This is a genomic window from Paraburkholderia sp. JHI869 (assembly GCF_038900775.1).
Classification (GTDB): Bacteria; Pseudomonadota; Gammaproteobacteria; order Burkholderiales; family Burkholderiaceae; genus Paraburkholderia.
This window is the reverse complement of sequence record NZ_JAYMSC010000011.1, coordinates 127,325-149,837: the sequence shown is the minus strand read 5'-3', so window position 1 is coordinate 149,837 and position 22,513 is coordinate 127,325. Positions and strand designations below refer to the sequence as shown.

Here is a 22,513-nt window from a genome sequence, read left to right as displayed (position 1 = left end):
TATCTTCACACTGTTATCAGCATTGCAGAGCGCGAATCCGGGATTGCTTTCGCGCCCTGCGCATAAGGCGCATTGGCCTCATAAGACGCTCACGTGTTCTGCCGCGCCGCCACGCTCGCATTGCGCACCGGTGCGTTGCGCGTGTCGAGCCGCGCCGCCGCCCATGTGAGCACGAGCGCCGCCACCGAAACCGCCGCGGCCACCCACGGCAGCGAGTCGAGCGCCACGCCATGCGCAATGGCGAGACCGCCCATCCACGCGCCCATTGCGTTGCCGACATTGAACGCGCCGATGTTCAGCGTCGAGGCGAGATTCGGCGCCGCCGCGGCCTTCGCGACCACACGCATCTGCAACGGCGGCACGGTCGCGAACGCGGCGATACCCCACACGAACACGGTGATCGCGGCTGGCCACATGGCGTGGCTCGTCTTCGTGAAGATGGCCATGACCACGGCGAGCACCACGAGAATGCCCATGAGGGAAGGCATCAACGCGCGGTCCGCGAGCTTGCCGCCCAGCGTGTTGCCAAGCGTGAGGCCGACGCCGAACAGCACGAGCATCAGCGTCACGCCGCGCGGCGAGAAGCCGCCCACCTGTTCGAGAATCGGCGCGATATAGGTGAACACGACAAACACGCCGCCAAAGCCCAACACCGTCATGCCGAGCGCGAGCCACACCTGCGGGTCGCGCAGCACACGCACTTCGTGGCCGAGTCCTGCCGGGCCGCTGTCGTGATGGTTGGGAACCAGCGCGGTCACGCCGATCAGCGAAATCACGCCAAAGCCGCTCACGATCCAGAACGCCACGCGCCAGCCGAACTGCTGGCCGATGGCCGTGCCGAACGGCACACCCAGCACGGTGGCGAGCGTGAGCCCGGTGAACATCAGCGCAATGGCGCTCGCCCGCTTTTCCTGCGGCACGAGCGAGGCGGCCACCACGGCGCCGATGCCGAAGAACGAGCCGTGCGCGAACGAAGCCACGACGCGCGCGACCATCAGCAGCGAATAGTTCGACGCGACGGCGCACATCACGTTGCCGACGATGAACACGGCCATCAACAGTTGCAGCGCGAGCTTGCGCGGCATGCGGCTCGTGAGCGCGGCGAGCAGCGGCGCGCCGGCTGCCACGCCGAGCGCATAGCCGGTCACGAGCAGGCCCGCGGCGGGAATCGTCACGTGCAGATCGCGCGCGACGTCGGGCAAGAGGCCCATGATGAGGAACTCGGTGGTGCCGATGGCAAAGGCGCTGATGGCCAGCGCGAGCAAGGGGATAGGCATCGCAATCTCCGAAAATCAGCCTGGATTGGAATTACTTGGGGAATCAAACCGCCGCGCCAGCGGGCATCGACGTCACGAACTCGACGACGACACCCGGCGCAAGCGCAACGAAAAGCTGCACTTCCGCGCTCGCGGGCACCTCGGCCTGCTGGTACGGCACGCGATGCTCGGCAAGCCGCTCGACGAGCGCACGCCACTCGTCGCCGGGCGCCACGCGAAACGCGACGTGGTCGATGCGCGGCGCCACGAGCGCGGACGATCCGCCCGACAACCGCGCGGGCAAGGTTGCATCGACCAGATGGACGACCGGGCGGCCGTTCGCATAGAGCCAGTGACCGTCCACACGAAACGGCGGACGCGGGCCGTCTTCGAGGCCGACGATGTCGTGAAAAAAGCGGCATGTGCCTTCGAGGTCGGGCGTGACGAGGGTGACGTGATCGAGTTGCATGGCGTGCGGGCCGAGGCGGTTGTCCTGAAAACAGGCGCATTGTCGCGGCTGCGCTCAAATTTGATAATTGGCGTAGCATTTGAATCATTTTCAATTGCTTTCTAATAATCGCGCGATGGACAACCTCGGCGACGTTCGCCTTTTCGTGGAGGCCGCACGCCTCGGCAGCCTTTCTGCGGCGGGCCGCAAGCTCGGCCTCACGCCCGCGGCGGCCAGCGCCCGGCTCGCGCGGCTCGAAGCGGAGCTGCATGCGCGTCTGTTCGACCGCACTACCCGTCAATTGCGCCTCACTGACGAAGGCCGCGTCTACCTCACCTGCAGCGAGCACGCGCTGCGCTCGCTCGACGACGCCAAGGCGGCCTTGCAGGAGGGCCAGAACGCGGTGCGCGGCAAGGTGCGCATTTCGGCGACCTCGGATTTCGGCCGCAATTTGCTGATGACCTGGCTCGACGAATTCCGCAGCCTCTACCCCGACGTGCGTTTCGCGCTGATGCTGACCGACTCGCTCTCGAACCTCGTGCTCGAAGACATCGATCTGGCGATCCGTTTCGGCACGCCGCAGGACAGCTCGCTCGTGGCGCGCTGGCTCGCGCCGAACCGCCGTGTTCTGTGCGCCTCGCCCGAGTACCTCGCGCGCTGCGGCGAACCGCGCGAGCCGAACGATCTGGCCCGTTTCGACTGCATCGTGATCGGCTCGGCGGCGGGGCCGGTGAACGAATGGCGCTTCACGCGCGGCGGCGGATCGCAGACCGAAACGCAGACCTACACGGTGCCGCTCGACGGCGCGCTCGAATCCACCGATGGCGAAGTGGCACGGCAGTGGGCGCTGTGCGGCTACGGCCTCGCGGTGAAGTCGATCTGGGATGTAGCAGACGATCTGCGCGCCGGCCGGCTCAAGACGGTGATGCCCGAGTGGCGCTACCCCGACGCGCCGCTGCACGCGCTCTATCACCGCAACCGCTTTCTCGCGCCACGCGTGCGGGCGCTGCTCGATTTCCTCACCGAGCGCTTCGCGCAGACTTCGGGCGAGCTGGAAGCGCTCGTGCCCTGCACGGATCCTGCCGAAGCGACGCAAAGCCACAGACGCAAACGGATATAATGTTGGATTGCGCAGAAAGCGATCCGCAGACGCATGAGCATAGGCAAATGCGTCGGCAAAAAGAAGCGAAAAGCAAAGCGGACCGTCCCCAACGCAATGCCAGGAACAGGATGCCAAGCCGCTCCATAGCCGGCTTCGCCGCACCCTGATTCGGCCCCTTAAAACACCGTAGTCCTGACGTGCGAACCGCGCCTCAAGCGCGTGCATCAAGCGGACGACGCCCCCAGGTCAACCACTGCGAACGGCGAAACCCGATGACCAAGAAAGTTTATGTAAAGACCTTTGGCTGCCAGATGAACGAGTACGACTCCGACAAGATGGTCGACGTACTTGGCGCCGCCGAAGGCCTCGTGAAGACCGACACCCCGGAAGACGCGGACGTCATTCTCTTCAACACCTGCTCGGTGCGCGAAAAGGCCCAGGAGAAGGTCTTCTCCGACCTCGGCCGCGTGCGCGAGCTGAAGGAAGCGAATCCGAACCTGCTGATCGGCGTGGGCGGCTGCGTGGCGAGCCAGGAAGGCGCGGCGATCGTCGCGCGCGCACCGTATGTGGACCTCGTGTTCGGCCCGCAAACACTGCACCGCCTGCCGCAGATGATCGACGCGCGCCGCGCCTCGGGCCGCGCGCAGGTAGACATCAGCTTCCCTGAAATCGAGAAGTTCGACCATCTGCCGCCCGCGCGCGTGGAAGGCCCGAGCGCATTCGTCTCGATCATGGAAGGTTGCTCGAAATACTGCAGCTACTGCGTCGTGCCTTACACGCGCGGCGAGGAAGTCTCGCGTCCGCTCGACGACGTGCTCACCGAAATCGCCGGTCTCGCCGACCAGGGCGTACGTGAAGTCACGCTGCTCGGCCAGAACGTGAACGCCTATCGCGGCGCGCTCACGAATGGCGCACACGACGTCGCCGACTTCGCCACGTTGATCGAATACGTCGCCGAGATCCCCGGCATCGAGCGCATTCGCTACACGACTTCGCACCCGAAGGAATTCACGCAGCGCCTGATCGACACCTACGCCAAGGTGCCCAAGCTCGTGAGCCACTTGCACCTGCCGGTGCAGCACGGCTCGGACCGCGTGCTCATGGCGATGAAGCGCGGCTACACCGTGCTCGAATACAAGTCGATCATCCGCAAGCTGCGCGCGATCCGCCCGGACCTGTCGCTCTCCACGGACTTCATCGTCGGCTTCCCCGGCGAGACCGAAGAGGACTTCGCGAAGATGATGGCGCTCGTCGACGAGATGAGCTACGACACGAGCTTCTCGTTCATCTACAGCCCGCGCCCGGGTACGCCCGCCGCGAATCTCGAAGACGACACGCCGCGCGAAGTGAAGCTCAAGCGCCTGCAGCACCTGCAGGCCACGATCGAAGAGAACGTGGCGCGCATCAGCCAGTCGATGGTCGGCCGGGTCGAGCGCATTCTCGTGGAAGGCCCTTCGCGCAAGGACCCGAGCGAACTGTCGGGCCGCACGCAGAACAACCGCGTGGTGAACTTCCCGGCGCCGCTCGCTTCGCACGCGCGCCTGATCGGCCAGATGATCGACGTGAAGATCAACCACGCGTACCCGCACTCGCTGCGCGGCGAACTCGTGCTCGCGCACGAAGACGCTTCGACGCTCGCGCATTAATAGCGCATTCAGCGCGTACCAGCATCGGAATTCAGGAGTTCAGAGACACCTTGAAGCCCAATCAGCAGCATCTGGAATTCACTGCGCCGCGCGACGACAACGCGCGGCTCGCCAACCTCTGCGGCCCGCTCGACGAAAACTTGCGGCAGATCGAGCAAGCGCTCGACGTGACGCTCGCGCGACGCGGCCATCGCATCACGATTCGCGGGCGCGGCGCCAAGCTGGCGCTTGCGGCGCTCGAAAACTTCTACAACCAGGCGCGCGATCCGCTTTCTGTCGACGACATTCAACTCGCGCTCGTGGAAGCACGTCATCCTGCGAGCTTCGGCAGCAATTCGGCGAACGATCCGCGCGGCAACGGCGGCGTGCGCGGCAACGGCGGCAGCAACGACGCCTCTGAAATCGACCCACGTTTTCGCGGCGACCCCGATCATCCGTTCGACGAACCCGCGCGCGATGGGGTCGATGTCGAGGAACTCGGGCCGAAGCTCTACACGCGCCGCGCCGATCTGCGCGGGCGCACGCCCGCACAGCGCGAGTACCTCAAGCAAATCATCTCGCACGACGTGACGTTCGGCATCGGGCCCGCGGGCACCGGTAAGACCTATCTCGCCGTGGCCTGCGCCGTGGACGCGCTCGAGCGCGATCAAGTGAAGCGCATCGTGCTCACGCGTCCCGCTGTGGAAGCGGGCGAGCGTCTCGGCTTCCTGCCGGGCGATCTCTCGCAGAAGGTCGATCCGTATCTGCGTCCGCTCTACGACGCGCTGTACGATCTGCTCGGCTTCGACAAGACCGCGAAGATGTTCGAGCGCCAGATGATTGAAATCGCGCCGCTCGCCTACATGCGCGGACGTACGCTCAATCACGCGTTCATCATTCTCGACGAGGCGCAGAACACCACGCCCGAGCAGATGAAGATGTTCCTCACGCGTATCGGCTTCGGCTCGAAGGCAGTTGTGACCGGCGACACCACGCAGATCGACTTGCCGCGCGGCCACAAGAGCGGCCTGATCGAGGCGCAGCATGTGCTCGCCAACGTGCGCGGCATCGCCGTCACGCACTTCACGAGTGCCGACGTGGTGCGCCATCCGCTCGTCGCGCGTATCGTCGAAGCTTACGACGCGCATTCGAAAAAGGACGAAGGCGTGGGCGACGGGCGGTAACGCCGCCGCCTGCGTCGTTTCATTGCTTTGAGCCCATGCCCCGCGCACCGAAACTCAAACTGACCGTGCAGTTCCCCGCCGCAAAGGCGTTCCCCGAGCACAAGGCCGCGCTGCCGCGCGCAACCGTCGCGGCGTGGCTCAAGGCCGCGCTCTTCGCGGACGCGGAACTGGCCGTGCGCTTCGTCGACGCCGACGAAGGCCGCACGCTCAACCGCACGTATCGCGGCAAGGACTACGCGACCAACGTGCTCACCTTCGCCTATGCGGAGAGCGAGGACGATCCCGTCACGGGCGATCTGATCCTGTGCTGCCCCGTGGTGGAAAAGGAAGCCGCCGAGCAGGGCAAGCCGCTCGCCGCGCACTACGCGCATCTGCTCGTGCACGGCGCGCTGCACGCGCAGGGTTACGATCACGAAGACGAGACCGAAGCCGAAGAGATGGAAGGCATCGAGACCGAAGTACTCAACTCTCTCGGCTTTCCTGATCCGTACAAGTAGGCCCCCGCCATGAACGACAAACGCACGCCCGATTTCGCCGAACCCTCAGCACTGCCCGAGGCGGGCGATGCGGGCGTGCCCTGCCCCGGCTACCCGCCGGCGCTTGGCGAGTCGCGTCTTCTGAGCGAAGACGAATTGCGCGACTCGCTCGCCTGCACGCTGAAAGCGCAAGGCTGGGACGGCGCAAGCGACATCTGGCTCTTCGGCTATGGCTCGCTGATCTGGAACCCTGGGCTGCCCACCGTCGAGAATGTGCGCTCGCGCGTGCATGGCTACCATCGCGGCCTTTACCTGTGGTCGCGCGTGAACCGCGGCACGCCCGAGCAACCGGGCCTCGTGCTCGCGCTCGACCGCGGCGGCTCGTGCGCGGGCGTCGCGTTTCGCCTCGCTGCCGAAGGCGTGATGCCGCACCTCGAAGCGCTCTGGCGCCGCGAGATGCCGATGGGCTCGTACCGCCCCGCCTGGCTGCCCTGCGTGCTCGCGGACGGCCGCCGCGTCGACGCGCTTGCCTTCGTCATGCGGCGCGACGTGGCGTCCTACACCGGCAAGCTCTCCGAAGCGACGGTGCGCACCGTGTTCGGCTGCGCGTCGGGCCGTTATGGCACGACGCTCGACTACGTGCGGCGCACCGTGGACGCGCTGCGCGAAAGCGGCATGCGCGACCGGGCGCTTGAGCGGCTGCTCGCGCGCTGCGCGTAAGCTTCGTGTAACGGCGCGCCGCTTTTTCGTTCACCGCGCGGGCACGCCGCATCTGCGTTAGGATTGGTCTGCCGGTGTGTGACATGCGTGTGCCATGACACGGTCACGCCACAGCCATGTTGTATCCTTAACCCTCCGCAACAGCGCGCCCTGTCCCCAAGCGACGAAGGGCGCACCACCATGAACGACTCCTATCCCAGTCGACGCCAGACCGACAAACCGCAGGAAAAGCGCTCCCTACTCGAGCGGCTGACCGACTTCATCTCGCCCGAGCCCGACTCGCGCAGCGAGCTTCTCGAAATCCTCCAGGACGCGCACGCGCGCAACTTGATCGACGCCGATTCGCTTTCGATGATCGAAGGCGTGTTCCAGGTGTCCGAGCTTTGCGCGCGCGACATCATGATCCCGCGCGCCCAGATGGACGCGATCAACATCGCCGAAAGTCCTGACGAATTCATTCCGTTCGTGCTCGAGAAAGCGCACTCGCGCTACCCCGTGTACGACGGCAACCGCGACAACGTGATCGGCGTGCTGCTCGCGAAAGACCTGCTGCGCTACTACGCCGAAGAGGAATTCGACGTGCGCGGCATGCTGCGCCCGGCCGTGTTCATTCCCGAGTCCAAGCGCCTGAACGTGCTGCTGCACGACTTTCGCCAGAACCGCAATCACATTGCCATCGTCGTGGACGAATACGGCGGCGTGGCCGGTCTCATCACGATCGAGGACGTGCTGGAGCAGATCGTGGGCGACATCGAGGATGAGTACGACTTCGACGAGGAAAGCGGCAACATCATCGCCTCGCCCGACGGGCGCTTCCGCGTGCGCGCGCTCACCGAGATCGAGCAGTTCAACGAGGCGTTCGGCACCCATTACTCCGACGAGGAAGTCGATACGATCGGCGGCTTCGTCACGAACCACTTTGGGCACGTGCCGCATCGCGGGGAAAAGGTGCGCATCGGCGACCTGATTTTCGAGGTGCTGCGCGCCGACGCTCGCCAGGTTCACATGCTGCTGGTGCGACGCGACCCGATGGCAGGACAGCGCGAAGCCGCGCTGCAGCCGCCGGGCACCTGACGCAACGCGAGCGCGCCTCGCATGTGCGGATGACGCCAGCCTTGCGGCTGGCGTTTTTCCTTCGAGCGCGCCGAAGTTGGGATCCGGTTTCGATCCGTCCCCTGAGCGTGTCCCGGTAGCGACGCACGAAAGTGCTATCGTTGCGCTCGTCGCGCAATCCGCGCTCGCGCTTTTCACCGCATTCAACAGCACCGCATGGCCGAACCGATCGATACCCGCACGCGCACCGAGACGCGCGCGCCCGAAACCGCCGATGCACCCAACGGCGCCGAGCGCCGCGCGCTGCCCTTCTGGCACTATCTCGCCGCTGCCGCGCTGGGCGCGCTCAACACGCTGTCGTTCGCGCCCACGCCGCACGGCGGCTGGCTCGCCATTGCGATCTTCGCGCTGTTCTACTTCTGGCTCACGCGCACCACCGGCTGGAAGAGCGCGCTCTTCACCGGCTGGGCCTTCGGCTTCGGCAACTTCGTGAGCGGCGTGTGGTGGCTCTACGTGAGCATGCACTTCTATGGCGGCATGCCCGCCGTGCTCGCGGGCGCGGCGCTCGTGCTGTTTTCGCTCTATCTCGGTGTGTATCCGGCGCTCGCCGCGCTCATCTGGTCGTTCTGCGCGGGACATGCGAAAAATGGCCGCAGCGGCGACTTGCCGTTTTCGCCCACGTGGCACGGCGCTTTCGCGTTCGCAAGCGCTTGGGCGCTCGGCGAATGGGCGCGCGGCTATGTGTTCACCGGCTTTCCCTGGCTTGCGAGCGGCTACGCGCAGGTCGACGGTCCGCTTGCCGGTTTTGCGCCAATCGTCGGCGTATACGGCGTGGGCTGGGTGCTCGCGCTCGTCGCAGCGCTTATCGCGCAGGCGCTCTTGCGTGTGCGCGACGTGAATCGCTTGGCTCCCACAGCGCCCCGGCGCGGCGCGGTCGCGACGCCGGCGCTGCTCGCGGTCGCCGTAATTGCGGCGGGCATGCTGCTGTCGCTCGTCTCGTGGACGCAACCGTCCGGCACACCGCTGAACGTGCGTCTGCTGCAAGGCAACGTCAAGCAGGACATGAAGTTCTCCGAGGCAGGCTTTACTGACGCGCTCAACGAGTTCCAGAAGCTCATCACCGAAAAGCCCGCCGATCTCGTCGTCACGCCCGAAACCGCCGTGCCGGTGCTCGTGCACGAAATTCCCGAGAAGTTCGGCCGCGATATCCGCGCGTTCGCCGACGGCACGAACACGGCCATCCTGTTCGGCGCCGTGGGGGGCACGATTACCTCCGACGGACGCGTGATCGACTACACCAACAGCCTCTTCGGCATCACCCCGGGCCAGAACGGCCTTTATCGCTACGACAAGCATCACCTCGTGCCCTTCGGCGAGTTCGTGCCCTGGGGCTTCCGCTGGTTCGTCAATCTCATGAACATCCCGCTCGGCGACTTTGCGCGCGGGGCGCCAGTGCAGCCGCCGTTCCGCGTGCACGGTGAGCTCGTGGCCGTGAACATCTGCTACGAGGACATCTTCGGCGAGGAGATCGCCCGCACCGTGCGAGAGAGCCCGACCTCGCCGGGCATCCTCATCAACTCGACGAACCTCGCGTGGTTCGGCGACACCATCGCGCTCGACCAGCACCTGCAGATCGCGCGCATGCGCTCGCTCGAAACCGGCCGGCCGATGCTGCGCGCGACGAACACGGGCGCGACCGCCGCCATCGACGCGAAAGGCCGCGTGATCGCGCGCCTGCCCACGTTCACAGCGGGCTCGCTCGACGTGAAGGTGGAAGGCACGAGCGGCTTCACGCCCTACGTGACGAGCGGCAACAACACGGTGATCGCCATTTCGTTGCTGCTGCTGGCGCTCGGCTTTGCGTTCGGGCCGGCCTTCAAGGGCGCGAAGGAACGCAAGCCGGCAAACGGAAAATAAGGCGCGCGCAACGTCCCATTGACGACACAACCGCACCGTCGCCGGCGGCCCGAACCCCGTCCAGGTCTCAAGGCTCCGGCAATCCGGTAAAATTCAACGTTTTAGCACCTGGCCGCCTCCCGGCCCGGGCCACGCAAGGGAAAGGGGCAAGGCCGAGAACCGCTGGAGTGGCCGCCCCGCCGGCGATCGCCCAGGCTCCGGCCGCCACATTCCGCCCCCGAAAGCCCGAAAGACACTGCAGGCACACATGCTCACGTTTCAGCAAATCATCCTGACGCTCCAGTCTTACTGGGACAAGCAGGGCTGCGCACTGCTCCAGCCGATCGACATGGAAGTCGGCGCCGGCACCTCGCACGTCCACACCTTCCTGCGCGCAATCGGCCCCGAGCCGTGGCGCGCGGCCTACGTGCAGCCTTCGCGCCGCCCGAAGGACGGCCGTTACGGCGAGAACCCGAACCGTCTGCAGCACTACTACCAGTACCAGGTGGTGCTCAAGCCCGCGCCGGAGAACATTCTCGACCTGTACCTCGGCTCGCTCGAGGCGCTCGGCTTCGACCTGAAGCAGAACGACGTGCGCTTCGTCGAAGACGACTGGGAAAACCCCACGCTCGGCGCCTGGGGTCTTGGCTGGGAAGTGTGGCTCAACGGCATGGAAGTCACGCAGTTCACCTACTTCCAGCAGGTGGGCGGCATCGACTGCAAGCCGGTGCTCGGCGAAATCACCTACGGTCTCGAGCGTCTCGCCATGTATCTGCAGAAGGTCGAGAACGTCTACGACCTCGTCTGGACCGAGTGGGAAGAGCAAGGCCCGAACGGCCCCGAGATCCGCCGCCTCAGCTACGGCGACGTCTACCACCAGAACGAAGTCGAGCAATCGACGTACAACTTCGAGCACGCGAACGTCGACCTGCTGTTCACGTTCTTCAACGCGTACGAAAGCGAAGCGAAGCGCATGATCGAGCTTCAGCTCGCGCTGCCCGCGTACGAACTCGTGCTCAAGGCCGGCCACACGTTCAACCTGCTCGACGCGCGCGGCGCGATCTCCGTCACGGAACGCGCGGCGTATATCGGCCGCATCCGCGCGCTCTCGCGCGATGTGGCGAAGTCGTACTACGAGTCGCGCGAAAAGCTCGGCTTCCCGATGCTCGGCAACCCCGTGCACGGCGTGCCCGGCCTCACCACCGACGAACAGGACGCCGCGATGCCCGCCTGGGCGCCGCCGCTGAAGGTCGAACGCAAGTTCGACGAGGCATGACCGGATCTCAAGAACAATGACGCAAGCTCATCACGCCACTCTCCTCGTCGAACTGCTGACCGAGGAACTGCCGCCGAAGGCCCTCGCGCGCCTGGGCGACGCGTTCGCCGAAGGCATCGCGCAGCGCCTCGCCGCGCGCGACCTGATCGAAGGCGATCTCTCGTTCGAACGTTACGCCACGCCGCGACGCCTCGCCGTCACGATCAAGAACGTGCGCAGCGTTGCGCCCGAAAAGCAGGTGCGCGAAAAAGTGCTGCCCGTTTCGGTCGCGCTCGACGCCAATGGCCAGCCCACCGCGCCGCTCGCGAAAAAGCTCGCGGCGCTCGGTTTCCCCGACTTTCCGGTTAGCGACCTCGAACGCGCGAGCGACGGCAAGAACGAAGCGTTCTTCCTGCGTTACTCGGCGCCTGGCGCCACGCTCGCCGACGGCCTGCAAGCCGTGCTCGACGAAGCGCTCGGCAAACTGCCGATCCCGAAGGTCATGACCTACCAGCGCCCGGACGGCAGCAACGTGCAGTTCGTGCGCCCGGTGCATCGCCTCACGGTGCTGCACGGCGAGCAGATCGTGCCTGTCACGGCATTCGGCGTCGACGCCGACGACACCACGCGCGGCCACCGTTTCCTCTCCGAAGGCCTGATCGCCATCCAGCACGCCGACGAGTACGCGCACACGCTCCAGCACAAGGGCTTCGTGATCGCGAGCTACGCCGACCGCCGCGAGTCGATCCGCGCGCAGCTCATCGAACAGGCTGGCAGCGACAAGGTCGTGATGCCCGAGTCGCTGCTCGACGAAGTGAATTCGCTCGTCGAATGGCCGGTCGTGTACGCGTGCAAGTTCGAGGACGAATTCCTGCAAGTGCCGCAGGAGTGCCTGATCCTCACGATGCAGACGAACCAGAAGTACTTCGCGCTCACCGACGACCACGGCCGCCTGCGCTCGCGCTTCCTGATCGTCTCGAATATCGCGACGCAAACGCCCGACGAGATCGTCGAAGGCAACGAGCGCGTGGTGCGCCCGCGTCTGGCCGACGCGAAGTTCTTCTTCGAGCAGGACAAGAAGAAGCCGCTGGCCGACCGTGTGCCGCTGCTCGCGAACGTGGTTTATCACAACAAGCTCGGCTCGACGCTGCAACGCGTGGAGCGACTCGAAGCGCTCGCCGGCCAGATCGCCTTGATGTGCAGCGCCAATATCGCGCTCGCGGAACGCGGCGCGCGCCTTGCGAAGGCCGACCTGCTCACCGACATGGTGGGCGAGTTCCCCGAGCTGCAGGGCACGATGGGCACCTACTACGCTCGCCACGACGGCGAGCCAGAAGAAGTCGCGATTGCCTGCTCCGAGCACTACCAGCCGCGCTTCTCCGGCGACGCCCTGCCCGCCACCACGACGGGCACGATCGTCGCGCTTGCGGACAAGCTGGAAACGCTCGTCGGCATTTGGGGCATCGGCCTCGCGCCCACGGGCGAAAAGGACCCGTTCGCGCTGCGCCGTCACGCGCTGGGCGTGCTGCGCATTCTCGTCGAGAAGCAACTGCCGCTCGATCTCGTCGAGCTGCTGCGCGCCACCTACGCGCAATTCGCAGGCATCGAGGCCGTGACGGAATCGACTCAGGCCATCTACGAGTTCTGCATGGACCGCCTGCGCGGCATGCTGCGCGAACGCGGCTTTGCGGCCACCGAAGTGGACGCGGTGCTCGCGCTGAACCCCACGCGCTTCGACGACATCGTCTCCCGTCTGGACGCCGTGCGCGAATTCGCGGCGCTCGCGGAAGCGGCCTCGCTCGCGGCGGCCAACAAGCGCATTTCGAACATCCTCAAGAAGTCCGAGGGTGCCGAAGACGCCGGCGTGCAGATCGCCCTTTTCGTCGAAGCGGCCGAGAAGGCGCTCTACGCGCAGCTCGAACAGGTCGCGCCGCGCGTGGAAACGCAACTCGCCGCACGCGAGTACACGGGCGCGCTGACCGCGCTCGCGGCCCTGCGCGAAACGGTGGACACGTTCTTCAACGACGTGATGGTCAACGCCGAAGACCCGGCGCTGCGTGCGAACCGCCTCGCGCTGCTCAAGGCGCTGCATCGCCAGATGAACAGCGTCGCGGACATCTCGCGGCTCGCCGCTTAAGCTGAACTGAGCGAGACGCCATGCCGAACAGCACCACCAGAAAACTCGTGATCCTCGACCGCGACGGCGTGATCAACGTCGACTCCGACGCGTTCATCAAGTCGCCGGACGAATGGGTCGCGATACCCGGCAGCCTCGAAGCGATTGCGCGCCTGAACCAGGCGGGCTATCGCGTCGCGGTGGCGTCGAACCAGTCGGGCATCGGGCGCGGACTGTTCGACATGGCCGCGCTCAACGCCATGCACGCGAAGATGCACCGCCAGGCGGCAGCCGTGGGCGGGCGCATCGACGCCGTGTTCTTCTGCCCGCACACGGCGCAGGATCATTGCGAGTGCCGCAAGCCGCAGCCGGGCATGCTCAAGATGATCGCCGAACGCTTCGAGATCGAACCCGCCGATACCCCGGTGGTGGGCGACTCGCTGCGCGACCTGCAAGCGGGTGCGACGCTCGGCTTTCGCACGCACCTCGTGCGCTCGGGCAAGGGCGAGAAAACGCTTGCCGCGGGCGGCTTGCCCGAAGGCACGTTGATCCACGACGACCTGCGCGCTTTCGCGCTCGACTTTCTCTCGAATGCCCCTGCGTGAAGGCGCAGGCGGTTCACGCGAACATTAAACCGGCTCGACCGATGCGCTTTCTCCGTTCCCTGCTGCTGTTCATCTACTTCATCGTCTACACGATGCCGTATGCAACGGCGTGCTTTATCGCGTTCCCGTTCATGAACGCGACGCGACGCTACTGGATGGCCGTGGGCTGGTGCCGCTCCACGCTCTTTGTTGCACGCTACCTCAATGGCATTCGCTACCGCATCGAGGGCATGGAGAACCTGCCCAACGGGCCGGCCGTGCTGCTCTCGAAGCACCAGTCCGCATGGGAGACGCTGGCCTTTCCCGCGCTCATGCCGCGGCCGCTGTGTTACGTGTTCAAGCGCGAGCTGATGTTCGTGCCGTTCTTCGGCTGGGCGCTCGGCATGCTGAAGATGGTTCACATCAACCGCAAGGAAGGCAAGAACGCGTTCACTTCGGTGATACGCCAGGGCAAGCTGCGCATGGCCGAAGGCGCATGGGTAATCATGTTCCCCGAAGGCACGCGCATACCGGTGGGCAAGACGGGCAAGTACAAGACCGGCGGACCGCGCTTCGCCATCGAAACGGGCGCGCCCGTGGTGCCGATCGCGCACAATGCGGGCCACGTCTGGCCCCGAAACTCGTTCATTAAATATCCGGGTATAGTCACGGTGTCGATCGGCAAGCCGATCGAGACGACCGGACTCACGCCCGACGAAGTGAACACGCGCGTGGAACAGTGGATCGAAACGGAAATGCGCCGAATCGATCCTGAGGCATATCGCGAAACGGATGGCGCAGCGGCGAAAGCAGCGCGGATTTGAGGCGCCGGTGTTTGAAGCGCTGGCTCGCGTTGCGCGCAGGATTGGCGCGCGAGTGTTGGCGCTCCTTGCCGCACGGTTGAGCGCGCCGCGCAACACTGCGCCAAAAGCCCCACGCAAACGCCCCGCGAAAAACGGCACACGCCCACGCCGCGCACGCCCATCCGCACCAGGCCTGACGATGCAGAAGTCCCCCACGCCGCGCCCAAACGCGGCACTCGACAACCGGCAACTCGACCTGCCGCTCTTTGCTGAAGCGGCACCGCTCGTGGCGCCTGATGCGACCTCCCCCTCCCTCACACCGCAGCCTGCGCCTTCGCCCTCGCCGGAGGCGCCCGGCAAGGCACCGCTTGCACCGGATGGCACGCGGCTGCGCACCGTCGTGCTTGGCGCGCGCACACTGCATTACCGGCTCAAGCGCTCGTCGCGCAAATCGATTGGGTTCGTGATCGACGGGACTGGGCTTAGCATCACTGCGCCCAGGTGGGTCACCATCGCCGATATCGAAGCCGCTATTGCCGAGAAGCAGCGTTGGATCTTCGCGAAGATTGCTGAGTGGCAAACGCGCACGGAGCAGCGCGCGTTGCCGCGCGTGGAATGGCGTGATGGGGCTGAACTGCCGTTTCTTGGCAAACCGATTACGGTAAAGCTTGGGGCTTCTGTGCTTGCCTTTGACGAAGCGACTCGCGTGCTCGCGCTGCCACTGCCGCCGCATGCTGAGGCGCAGCAGATCAAGGACCGCGTGACGGGGTGGCTTCAGGGTGAAGCGACGCGGGTTTTCGGTGAGCGGCTTGAGGTGTATGCCGAGAAACTTGGGGTTTCGTTTCGGTCTTATGCGCTTTCTTCGGCCGCTACAAGGTGGGGAAGCTGTTCAAGCGAAGGGAGGATTCGCTTGAACTGGCGGTTGATTCATTTTCCCCTCTCCGTAGTGGACTATGTGGTTGCGCATGAGCTCGCGCATTTGCGCGAGATGAATCATAGTCCGAGGTTCTGGCAGACCGTGGAGTCGATTTTTCCGGAGTTTCGCGAGGCCAGGAAGCAGTTGAAGCAGCATCCGCCGGAGATGATGCCGGAGGTGTGAGGGGGCAAAGTTAATCGTGGCGATTGCAAATCCGCGCCGGGACGCCGACAGCAATTGAATCAGCCGGGACATCAGCCAAAACAACCGCGTTCGCCCCTATTTTGGCGCCACGTCCGATATGAATCGGCCCCAGCACAGAAGCACCCGCCCCAATCAACACATCGTCTTCGATGAATGGAGCGCCAGCTTTGCCACTCCGTCCACCGATGACGACATTCGGTGAAATTATGACGTTGTCACCGATGACTGCGTGGCGATGCACCACGATACCCAAGCCCTGGTAACCGAATGTCACGTTCCTCCCGACCTTGACTGAAGGCGGAATTGATACTGAGAAAAGAATTCGATTCAAAACCTTGATGATCCACGGCAAAAGCGGAATATGAAGCAGGTAGAAGAACCTTGAAAGTCTATAGAAATAAAGCATACGTTCCCTAAGTCACGTTAATCAAATATCAAAATGCCCGCTCCGCGCGTCGAAAGCGCGCTCGGGTTGCGGCGTCCGCGACCGACCGGACATCGCATTACAGGAATCCCTGATTAATGTGCCTGGCTGCGCGACGTGCGCAGGATGCTCTTGAGTAGCAGGCCGACGAATTGCAGATTCGTAGTCAGGTATCTACGCCACATGCGACCTGGCTCCTGAATGACACGAAAGAGCCATTCGAGACCCCAACGCTGCATCCATACCGGAGCCCTGCGCACTTTCCCCGCGACGACATCGAACGTACCGCCCACTCCCATGACGAAATCCACGCCAAGTTGCGCACGCCAGCGATTGATGAAGTTCTCTTTCTTCGGCGACGTAATCGCGACAAACAAAAGCCGTGCGCCGGACGCGCTGATCTTCTCGACGATCGTGGGCTCGTCGTCCCAGAAGTAGCCGTGGTGATAGCCCGCCACGATCAGACTGGGATGACGCTGGCCAACGCTCTCAGCAGTCGCTTGCACTATCTCGGGCGTAGCGCCAAGTAGAAAGACCGGAAAGCCGCGCTCGGCTGCCATCGCGAGCAGGTCGTCAAAAAGATCGACCCCAGCGACTCGCTCCGGCACGTCTACGCCAAGCAAGCGCGCGGCCCAGACTACGCCCATGCCATCGATATTGATGATGTCGCATGCACAAATCGACGCCGCGAGCGCGCTATCGCGCTGCATATGCACGACCTTTGCTACGTTGACAACGACGTGCTGGGTAAACTGCCTGGCCTCGACCCGGCTTCTGATCAGTTCTACCGTCTCGCGGCCGGTCGCCACGTCCATCGGACAGGAAAACAACTCTATTCTCTTCAAAGCGCATCTCGCACGCGCCGCTTTACGTCGGCGCCGTTAGGACTCAGGCGCAAAAGATCCATACCTGAGTCCATGTCAAGTAATTTACCTCGAACCGCCCCGCGATTTTCTCGGATTTAATTCCTCGATGTGACCACCCATATGCTATGGATTGCGAATTAAACTCGCTTGTCGTTTGAAAATCGACATACGACCAAAAAGCAAAGTTTGCACTTCCGCGTCGGATGGCTCCTTCTCCCACCCGGCTTTATATAGGCCGATCTTCAAATAAGCATGCTGATCGCCGAGATACGCATTGGGCACGTGCTCAGAACGAAAAACCGATTCGCCGTTCTTCCAGAGCTGCGTAAGCGAATGCTGGCCGGAGTCGTCCGGGATATAGCGAAGCGTCCAGTGGACCCACGTTCCTTTGTCGCTATCGGCGCAGCACAGCTTCGCGCCAGCGCTAGTTTTCTGGACCTGCATTCCGCCGCGCGTCGAGATGTAGTAGTTCGTCCCCAGCAAAGTCAGCGCGACCGTCGGCCCATGCCCCCTCACCTTGGCCGACGTAAGAATCTGCGAAATGATCACCATTTGCTTGCCGTCGAACTCGAAATCGCGCGGAATATAGGTGCTCCATCGCACGAGGTAATCGGAACCCTGTGCGAACGTCGCCGGCTCGCGGAACAGCACCTCGGCTCGCGGCACACCATTCGCGACATGCGTATAGTCTTCGCGCCGCGCGATCGTTGCCTCGAGGACCTGGTGCGACGAATCGTCAGGGTCGGGCACGAACTCGATATCTCCAGGATTTGCCTGCGGCGACACTGCGCTGCTCAATCCATCGCGCCAATCCACCTGAGCCATGCGAGTCCAGACCGAATCGTCCGATGGTACCGCCAGTGGATCGGCGGTCGACAGAGCCGGCGCCAGCAGCGCGCACGCGAGCAGCATCACCCGGCGTATGCTGGAAAGCGACAATCTCAACGACACAGATTTCATACGCATCCCAGATCTATTTGATATCCCGTACAGATCAATCACGATTGCAGTTCGCGATAACACAGAACGTATTCATCACACACGCTCTTAACCGAGTAACGCTCGAGTGCGTACCGACGCCCCGCCTCGCCCATCCGCCAGGCCACACCCCTATCACCGCAAACCTGCTCGATTGCATCGGCGAGCTGTGCGGCATTGCGCGAGTCGACCAAATATCCCGTTTCTCCTTCTTTGACGAGATCGAGAAATCCCCCCTTCCTCGTACCGACGACCGCAACGCCGCAAAACATTGCTTCGAGTGTCGCGATGCCGAATGGCTCTCGATAACTGGGCAAGCAGAACGCCTGGGCGTTGCGGTAGAAGTCCATCAGTTCGTCGCCACGCAGCCAGCCGGCAAACGTTATGCAATCCTCTATGTCGAACTGCCCAGCAAGTTCGATCCACCGGTCCGTTTGACCCGTACCAGCAAGCTTTACGTGAACGTGACGTTGTTTCTTCTTGAGGATTGCGACTGCAGCAAACAACTCGGACAACCCCTTCTCTTCGACGAACCGCCCCGAGAACGCGACATACGGCTCGGGAGCACGCGCGCTCATGGCCTTCGCCGGCCCGAGCGACGCGATTCGCTCCGCCTTGAGCGCGCAGTTCCCGATCACGCGAACGCCCCCCCCTCTCCTGAATCGGCTGATGTCCACAGCCATTTCGGTTGATACACCAATCGCGTCACTGGACGACTCGATAAACTCCCGCAAGGCCGCCTTGACCCATCTGTTTCGCTGCTCGACGCAATCGGCAAGATTATTCGAGTGCCAGTGAAAGATCACCTTTCGCCGCAGCATGCGTGTGGCGCGATAGAGCATCAGTTTCCTGAGCGCCGATCCGCGCGCCGAAACATGGAAGTGGATGACGTCAACGCCATTCAACACACGCAGGAAGAATCGTGGCAGATCCAGCACGAAGAAGAGCAGCCTGTCCTTCATTGTCTTGAAGCCGCGCGTTTCGAAGAATTCGAGCCGAACCGCGCTCTTCTCGAACAACGCATTTGCAGTTCGCAATTCGTCGAGCACGGAGGCAACGCCGCCTCGCTGGCCGAATCCCGGACCCACGTGAAGTACGCACATTGCTTTACTCATAACGCTGACACTCGTATTTCATAACCTTATTGCCCGCTCTGATTCGGCCTGCGCTCCTCGTCGGCCCACCGGTGCACGAGAACCGAGATCACTGCGAGATAGGGCGCGACGATCGCAGACGTCAGCACGTGACCCGCAGAACAGGCAATTATCAGTAGCACGACGAAGAAATATTTACCGTAGTGCACGATACGCCCGTTTCCGGGTCGCGCGTACAGCCTGAAGAGATCTCGCAAGTAGAGGCAAAACACCGGGATCCCCATGATCAACGTGAGGTCGGGCCCGTCCATTTCGACAGGGTAACGAACGGTCGGGTAGCCGCCTATCAGCAGAGGCAGGAAGTCACGATTGGTGAGTTCGTCCCACACGTTCGAGAATTTCACGTTGCGGCCAGACATGAGTACCGTGGCGAACTTCTCGCTGCCCGCACGATCGCCTTGGTAGCTGAAGTACTGGATGCTGAGATCGACCGCCTGGTGCACGGACGGCGCGAGGAAATAGACTGCGAGCGCAACTAGCAATATCACCACGACGACGGCGCCGAGCCGGACACTCGCCTTGACGACACCATATCGCGCATAGGAGTACGCCGAGATGACGCTGAAACCGGCAGCCAGCGCGCCCTTCGTACCCAGCAGGAGCGCCGCCATGAATAGCGTCCCGACCAGCACAACGTACCTCGCGCGCCAGCCGTACCGGACGACGTGGAGGTATGCCAGTGCTAAGCCCGAGAGCAGCAACGCCGACGCCTCATTCTGCGCATAGATGATGCCTTTGTAGCCTGCGCGGATCTGTGTGTCGCCCCGATAGCTGCGGAAGATGTCGATCGAGAACACGGCGCCAGCGAGAATCGCGAGTGCATATACCAGCAACGTCACGCGCATCAGGGCTTCGACCTTCTCCAGTTGAGCGTCCCTCAGTTCGGAGAATGCCGCGACATAGACGAAGAGGGAAAAGACCTTCGCAATCGCGATAACTTCCTCGAGGAATTCACCGCTGCTCATTCCGTCGAACGCGAGCGACGCGCAAGACATGATGACGGCCACCAACGCAAGCAGACAGATGCGCCAGTTCGAGAGTCGAGCCCGTCCACTGAGCAACATTGCGGCAATCAGACCAGCAACCATCGCACCTCGCACGAAGAGCGAATAGCGGGCGCCCATATCGCCGCCTACCTGGCCTTTGAGCGCATAAACGGAGAGGAAGTCGGCAAGCGGCGACAGCGCGATACCAACGAAGAGGACGAGCCAGATCATCGCTCTCGCCGAACTGTCCCATGTGCGCGTAGGTGATTCGCGCTCCCAGATTGCCGAGTCACTCATCTCGCACAGTCCTGTTTCTCGCCGGCTCTACCGATCAACTCTGCAACGCGAATCGCGGCCGCGACGCTCCAGCGCGCGACGAGCCGTCCAACGCGAATGGGCTCCAGCAGGCAATCGCGCCACCGCACTCTCGCTGGTGCGAGTTGGCTGCGCTCGCCTTCAAGGTCGCTCGCCATGGATTCGAACGCCTCCCACACCACGTAGGGCCGCAGTTCCTTGATGATCATTCCACCGTCGTCACGATGCCACGGCCAGTCGTCGAGCAGCGCCCGCACTGGCCCTTCCGTATGGGCCAGTGCAAGCATCGCGCCACGCGGGGAAATCCAGTAGCCGACCGCACCCGACGTCCATTGCTTGAAGGGCGTTCCAACGCGCATGCCGTCGATGCGACTGGAGCGTTTGAGCGGCTCGTAGAGGTACTCCCGCGCCGCGCGCGAGCGGCTCAGCTTCGACTGCCCCAGCAGCACGATGTCAGCCAAGCGCGCAAGCGCGTCTTCGCGCCAGGTCAGAACCTTGGAAAAAAACGCGGGATCCAGCAGGGCGTCGTCTTCGAGCACGATCACGCTCCTGCCACTACTCACGACGCGCTGCCAAAGCAGCTGATGACTCAGGAAGCACGCTACCTCGCCCCTAGTCAACGACCACCCGTAACGCGAGCGCGCCGCCGAGTCGTCGTACAGACAGGCGAGTTCGCCGCTCTCGAAGCGCTGCGCATCGATCGCGTCTACAAAGGAAAAATCTACGCCGTGCATCGACATCACTTCCGCGATGCGTTCACGACGCCCCGAGCGCGCGAGCGAAACAATCATGACCGAAAATCCTGCCGCCATTCATGCCCTCAGCAATTGTGTGAAATGTGCCCGCATTCGGCTCGATCTCGCGATTACGAGAACGAACACGGCGAAGATCACCGCCTCGGCGATCAGGAACGCCCACGCGGCACCGCGGGCGCCGAAACGGGGAATCAGCGCGAACGACAATCCAATATTGAGGATGCCCGCGAGCAGCATGACGATCGACCTCAACTTGCTGTGAGCGAACGGCACCAGCACCTGGAGGCCGAGCAGATATGCCAGATTTCCAAACATCGTCGCAAGACACAGCAACGTCAGCACCGGTGCCGCCTCCGCGAAGCCGCGCCCTAGAATTACGCTCGTCACGTAGCCGGAGAGAGCGATGACTGCAAGTACGCCCACGCCCGTGATGGCGAGCGTTGCGGCAGCGCCGAGCGCCGTGAGCTTCGCCGCAGAGCTCGGTCTATCCAGCATCAGCGCCGACACCCGCGGATACAGCACGGTATTGATCTGGGCAGGCACCATGTTTCCCACGGTCTTGATGCGATCGGCGGCCGCATAGAGCCCCACCTGGTAGGGACCGTTGAGCGTTGCGAGTAGCACGGTATTGGTCACCCCAAACAGGCTGACCGAGATCGTCGACAGGAACATGTCGGCACCCTGAACGAGGCGTCGCAGCGCCGAGCGCCATGCTCGCCCCGGCGGACCCAGCAAGCCGAGACTGCGTACCATCAAAAGCGAGAAGAGACCCGTCAGGCAAGGCGCAAACGCCTGGATCGCTGCAGCGATCGCGATGTCGTCAGCTGATTTGACGAACACGAAGATCAGCGGCAGTGTCGCGAAGCGTCCCACCAGCGACACGGCCGCGAACAGCGAGAATCGCTCCAACCCTTGCAGCACCCAGTTGAGCGTGAACACGTTGCTCACGACAGCGATCCACGACATCAGCACGACCGGTAGCGCAGCGGCCGCGTGCCTGTCGAAGCGCATCGCGACGCCCAGCACGAGCAGTGAAACAAGACAAAGCAGCGCCTTCGCGAAAATCGTCGACCAGATGAGATGGTTGATCGCGACCTTGTTGCCGTGGCATTCGACGATCGCGCGTGGCCCACTGAGGTTAAAGCCCCAGTCCGTCCATAGCACACCGTAGACAGCAATGGCTGACGCAAAGCCGAGGATGCCGAAATTCGTCGGCCCAAGAATACGAGTGAGATACGGGAACGTCGCCAACGGTACGAGGTAATTGCCGACCTGCCACGCGACCATCGCAAACAGGTTGCGGCCGAGGCGCGGCGCGCGCGGCATCCGTCTCGCCGCACCCAGGATTCGCATCGAGCTTTCAGCCCTATCCATTTGCAACCCAATTGCGCAGTGAA

21 protein-coding genes are annotated in these 22,513 nt (G+C 63.5%); 12 read left to right on the top strand and 9 right to left on the bottom strand.

What is annotated here, in order from left to right:
* Positions 1-89: 89 nt before the first annotated feature.
* Together VSR72_RS20010 and VSR72_RS20005 are read right to left on the bottom strand one after the other, a co-directional pair.
* Positions 90-1,277 carry an MFS transporter gene (locus VSR72_RS20010; RefSeq protein ID WP_342954078.1) on the bottom strand — a complete coding sequence of 396 codons (1,188 nt, stop codon included), beginning with the start codon at positions 1,275-1,277 and terminating at the stop codon, positions 90-92.
* 43 nt (positions 1,278-1,320) lie between these two features.
* Positions 1,321-1,725 (bottom strand): VOC family protein, encoded by a 405-nt coding sequence (locus VSR72_RS20005; RefSeq protein WP_342954077.1) that lies wholly within the window; start codon positions 1,723-1,725, stop codon positions 1,321-1,323.
* 115 nt (positions 1,726-1,840) lie between these two features.
* Between VSR72_RS20005 and VSR72_RS20000 the strand changes: the two genes are divergently transcribed.
* The 12 genes from VSR72_RS20000 to VSR72_RS19945 all read left to right on the top strand — a co-directional run bounded on the left by VSR72_RS20000 (position 1,841) and on the right by VSR72_RS19945 (position 15,617).
* Positions 1,841-2,824 carry a LysR family transcriptional regulator gene (locus VSR72_RS20000; RefSeq protein WP_342954177.1) on the top strand — a complete coding sequence of 328 codons (984 nt, stop codon included), beginning with the start codon at positions 1,841-1,843 and terminating at the stop codon, positions 2,822-2,824.
* Between the two features lie 254 nt (positions 2,825-3,078).
* Positions 3,079-4,452: a tRNA (N6-isopentenyl adenosine(37)-C2)-methylthiotransferase MiaB gene (gene miaB, locus VSR72_RS19995; protein ID WP_342954076.1), complete on the top strand. Its 1,374-nt coding sequence runs from the start codon at positions 3,079-3,081 to the stop codon at positions 4,450-4,452.
* A gap of 50 nt (positions 4,453-4,502) precedes the next feature.
* Positions 4,503-5,615 (top strand): PhoH family protein, encoded by a 1,113-nt coding sequence (locus tag VSR72_RS19990; protein WP_342954075.1) that lies wholly within the window; start codon positions 4,503-4,505, stop codon positions 5,613-5,615.
* Between the two features lie 35 nt (positions 5,616-5,650).
* Positions 5,651-6,112: an rRNA maturation RNase YbeY gene (gene ybeY / locus VSR72_RS19985; RefSeq protein ID WP_342954074.1), complete on the top strand. Its 462-nt coding sequence runs from the start codon at positions 5,651-5,653 to the stop codon at positions 6,110-6,112.
* Positions 6,113-6,121: 9 nt separating this feature from the next.
* On the top strand, positions 6,122-6,811 hold the full coding sequence (locus VSR72_RS19980; protein WP_342954073.1) for a gamma-glutamylcyclotransferase: 690 nt from the start codon (positions 6,122-6,124) through the stop codon (positions 6,809-6,811).
* A 180-nt stretch (positions 6,812-6,991) separates the two neighbouring features.
* Positions 6,992-7,885, top strand: a complete 894-nt coding sequence (locus VSR72_RS19975; RefSeq protein WP_342954072.1) for an HlyC/CorC family transporter — start codon at positions 6,992-6,994, stop codon at positions 7,883-7,885.
* Between the two features lie 195 nt (positions 7,886-8,080).
* Positions 8,081-9,781: an apolipoprotein N-acyltransferase gene (lnt, locus tag VSR72_RS19970; RefSeq protein WP_342954071.1), complete on the top strand. Its 1,701-nt coding sequence runs from the start codon at positions 8,081-8,083 to the stop codon at positions 9,779-9,781.
* 247 nt (positions 9,782-10,028) lie between these two features.
* Complete coding sequence (glyQ, locus tag VSR72_RS19965) at positions 10,029-11,036, top strand: glycine--tRNA ligase subunit alpha (protein ID WP_342954070.1); 1,008 nt, start codon at positions 10,029-10,031, stop codon at positions 11,034-11,036.
* 16 nt (positions 11,037-11,052) lie between these two features.
* Positions 11,053-13,152: a glycine--tRNA ligase subunit beta gene (glyS, locus tag VSR72_RS19960; RefSeq protein WP_342954069.1), complete on the top strand. Its 2,100-nt coding sequence runs from the start codon at positions 11,053-11,055 to the stop codon at positions 13,150-13,152.
* 20 nt (positions 13,153-13,172) lie between these two features.
* Positions 13,173-13,736 carry a D-glycero-beta-D-manno-heptose 1,7-bisphosphate 7-phosphatase gene (gmhB, locus tag VSR72_RS19955; protein ID WP_342954068.1) on the top strand — a complete coding sequence of 188 codons (564 nt, stop codon included), beginning with the start codon at positions 13,173-13,175 and terminating at the stop codon, positions 13,734-13,736.
* A 41-nt stretch (positions 13,737-13,777) separates the two neighbouring features.
* On the top strand, positions 13,778-14,539 hold the full coding sequence (locus VSR72_RS19950) for a lysophospholipid acyltransferase family protein (RefSeq protein ID WP_342954067.1): 762 nt from the start codon (positions 13,778-13,780) through the stop codon (positions 14,537-14,539).
* Between the two features lie 178 nt (positions 14,540-14,717).
* Positions 14,718-15,617: a SprT family zinc-dependent metalloprotease gene (locus VSR72_RS19945; RefSeq protein ID WP_342954066.1), complete on the top strand. Its 900-nt coding sequence runs from the start codon at positions 14,718-14,720 to the stop codon at positions 15,615-15,617.
* Positions 15,618-15,627: 10 nt separating this feature from the next.
* Here the strand turns inward: VSR72_RS19945 and VSR72_RS19940 are convergent, their stop codons facing one another.
* The 7 genes from VSR72_RS19940 to VSR72_RS19910 form a co-directional block, all read right to left on the bottom strand.
* A complete protein-coding gene (locus VSR72_RS19940; RefSeq protein ID WP_342954065.1) occupies positions 15,628-16,044 on the bottom strand; it encodes a DapH/DapD/GlmU-related protein in 417 nt (138 codons plus the stop codon).
* A 113-nt stretch (positions 16,045-16,157) separates the two neighbouring features.
* Positions 16,158-16,877, bottom strand: coding sequence for a WecB/TagA/CpsF family glycosyltransferase (locus VSR72_RS19935; protein WP_342954064.1), 720 nt, complete (start codon positions 16,875-16,877; stop codon positions 16,158-16,160).
* A gap of 174 nt (positions 16,878-17,051) precedes the next feature.
* Positions 17,052-17,888 carry a heparin lyase I family protein gene (locus VSR72_RS19930; RefSeq protein ID WP_342954063.1) on the bottom strand — a complete coding sequence of 279 codons (837 nt, stop codon included), beginning with the start codon at positions 17,886-17,888 and terminating at the stop codon, positions 17,052-17,054.
* A gap of 38 nt (positions 17,889-17,926) precedes the next feature.
* The gene (locus tag VSR72_RS19925; protein ID WP_342954062.1) at positions 17,927-18,955 is read right to left on the bottom strand and encodes a glycosyltransferase family 4 protein; all 1,029 of its coding nucleotides are present in this window, start codon (positions 18,953-18,955) and stop codon (positions 17,927-17,929) included.
* A gap of 92 nt (positions 18,956-19,047) precedes the next feature.
* Complete coding sequence (locus tag VSR72_RS19920; protein ID WP_342954061.1) at positions 19,048-20,277, bottom strand: O-antigen ligase family protein; 1,230 nt, start codon at positions 20,275-20,277, stop codon at positions 19,048-19,050.
* Between the two features lie 62 nt (positions 20,278-20,339).
* Positions 20,340-21,152, bottom strand: a complete 813-nt coding sequence (locus VSR72_RS19915) for a glycosyltransferase family 25 protein (RefSeq protein ID WP_342954060.1) — start codon at positions 21,150-21,152, stop codon at positions 20,340-20,342.
* A 21-nt stretch (positions 21,153-21,173) separates the two neighbouring features.
* Positions 21,174-22,469, bottom strand: a complete 1,296-nt coding sequence (locus VSR72_RS19910; RefSeq protein WP_342954059.1) for a flippase — start codon at positions 22,467-22,469, stop codon at positions 21,174-21,176.
* Between the last annotated feature and the right edge of the window lie 44 nt (positions 22,470-22,513).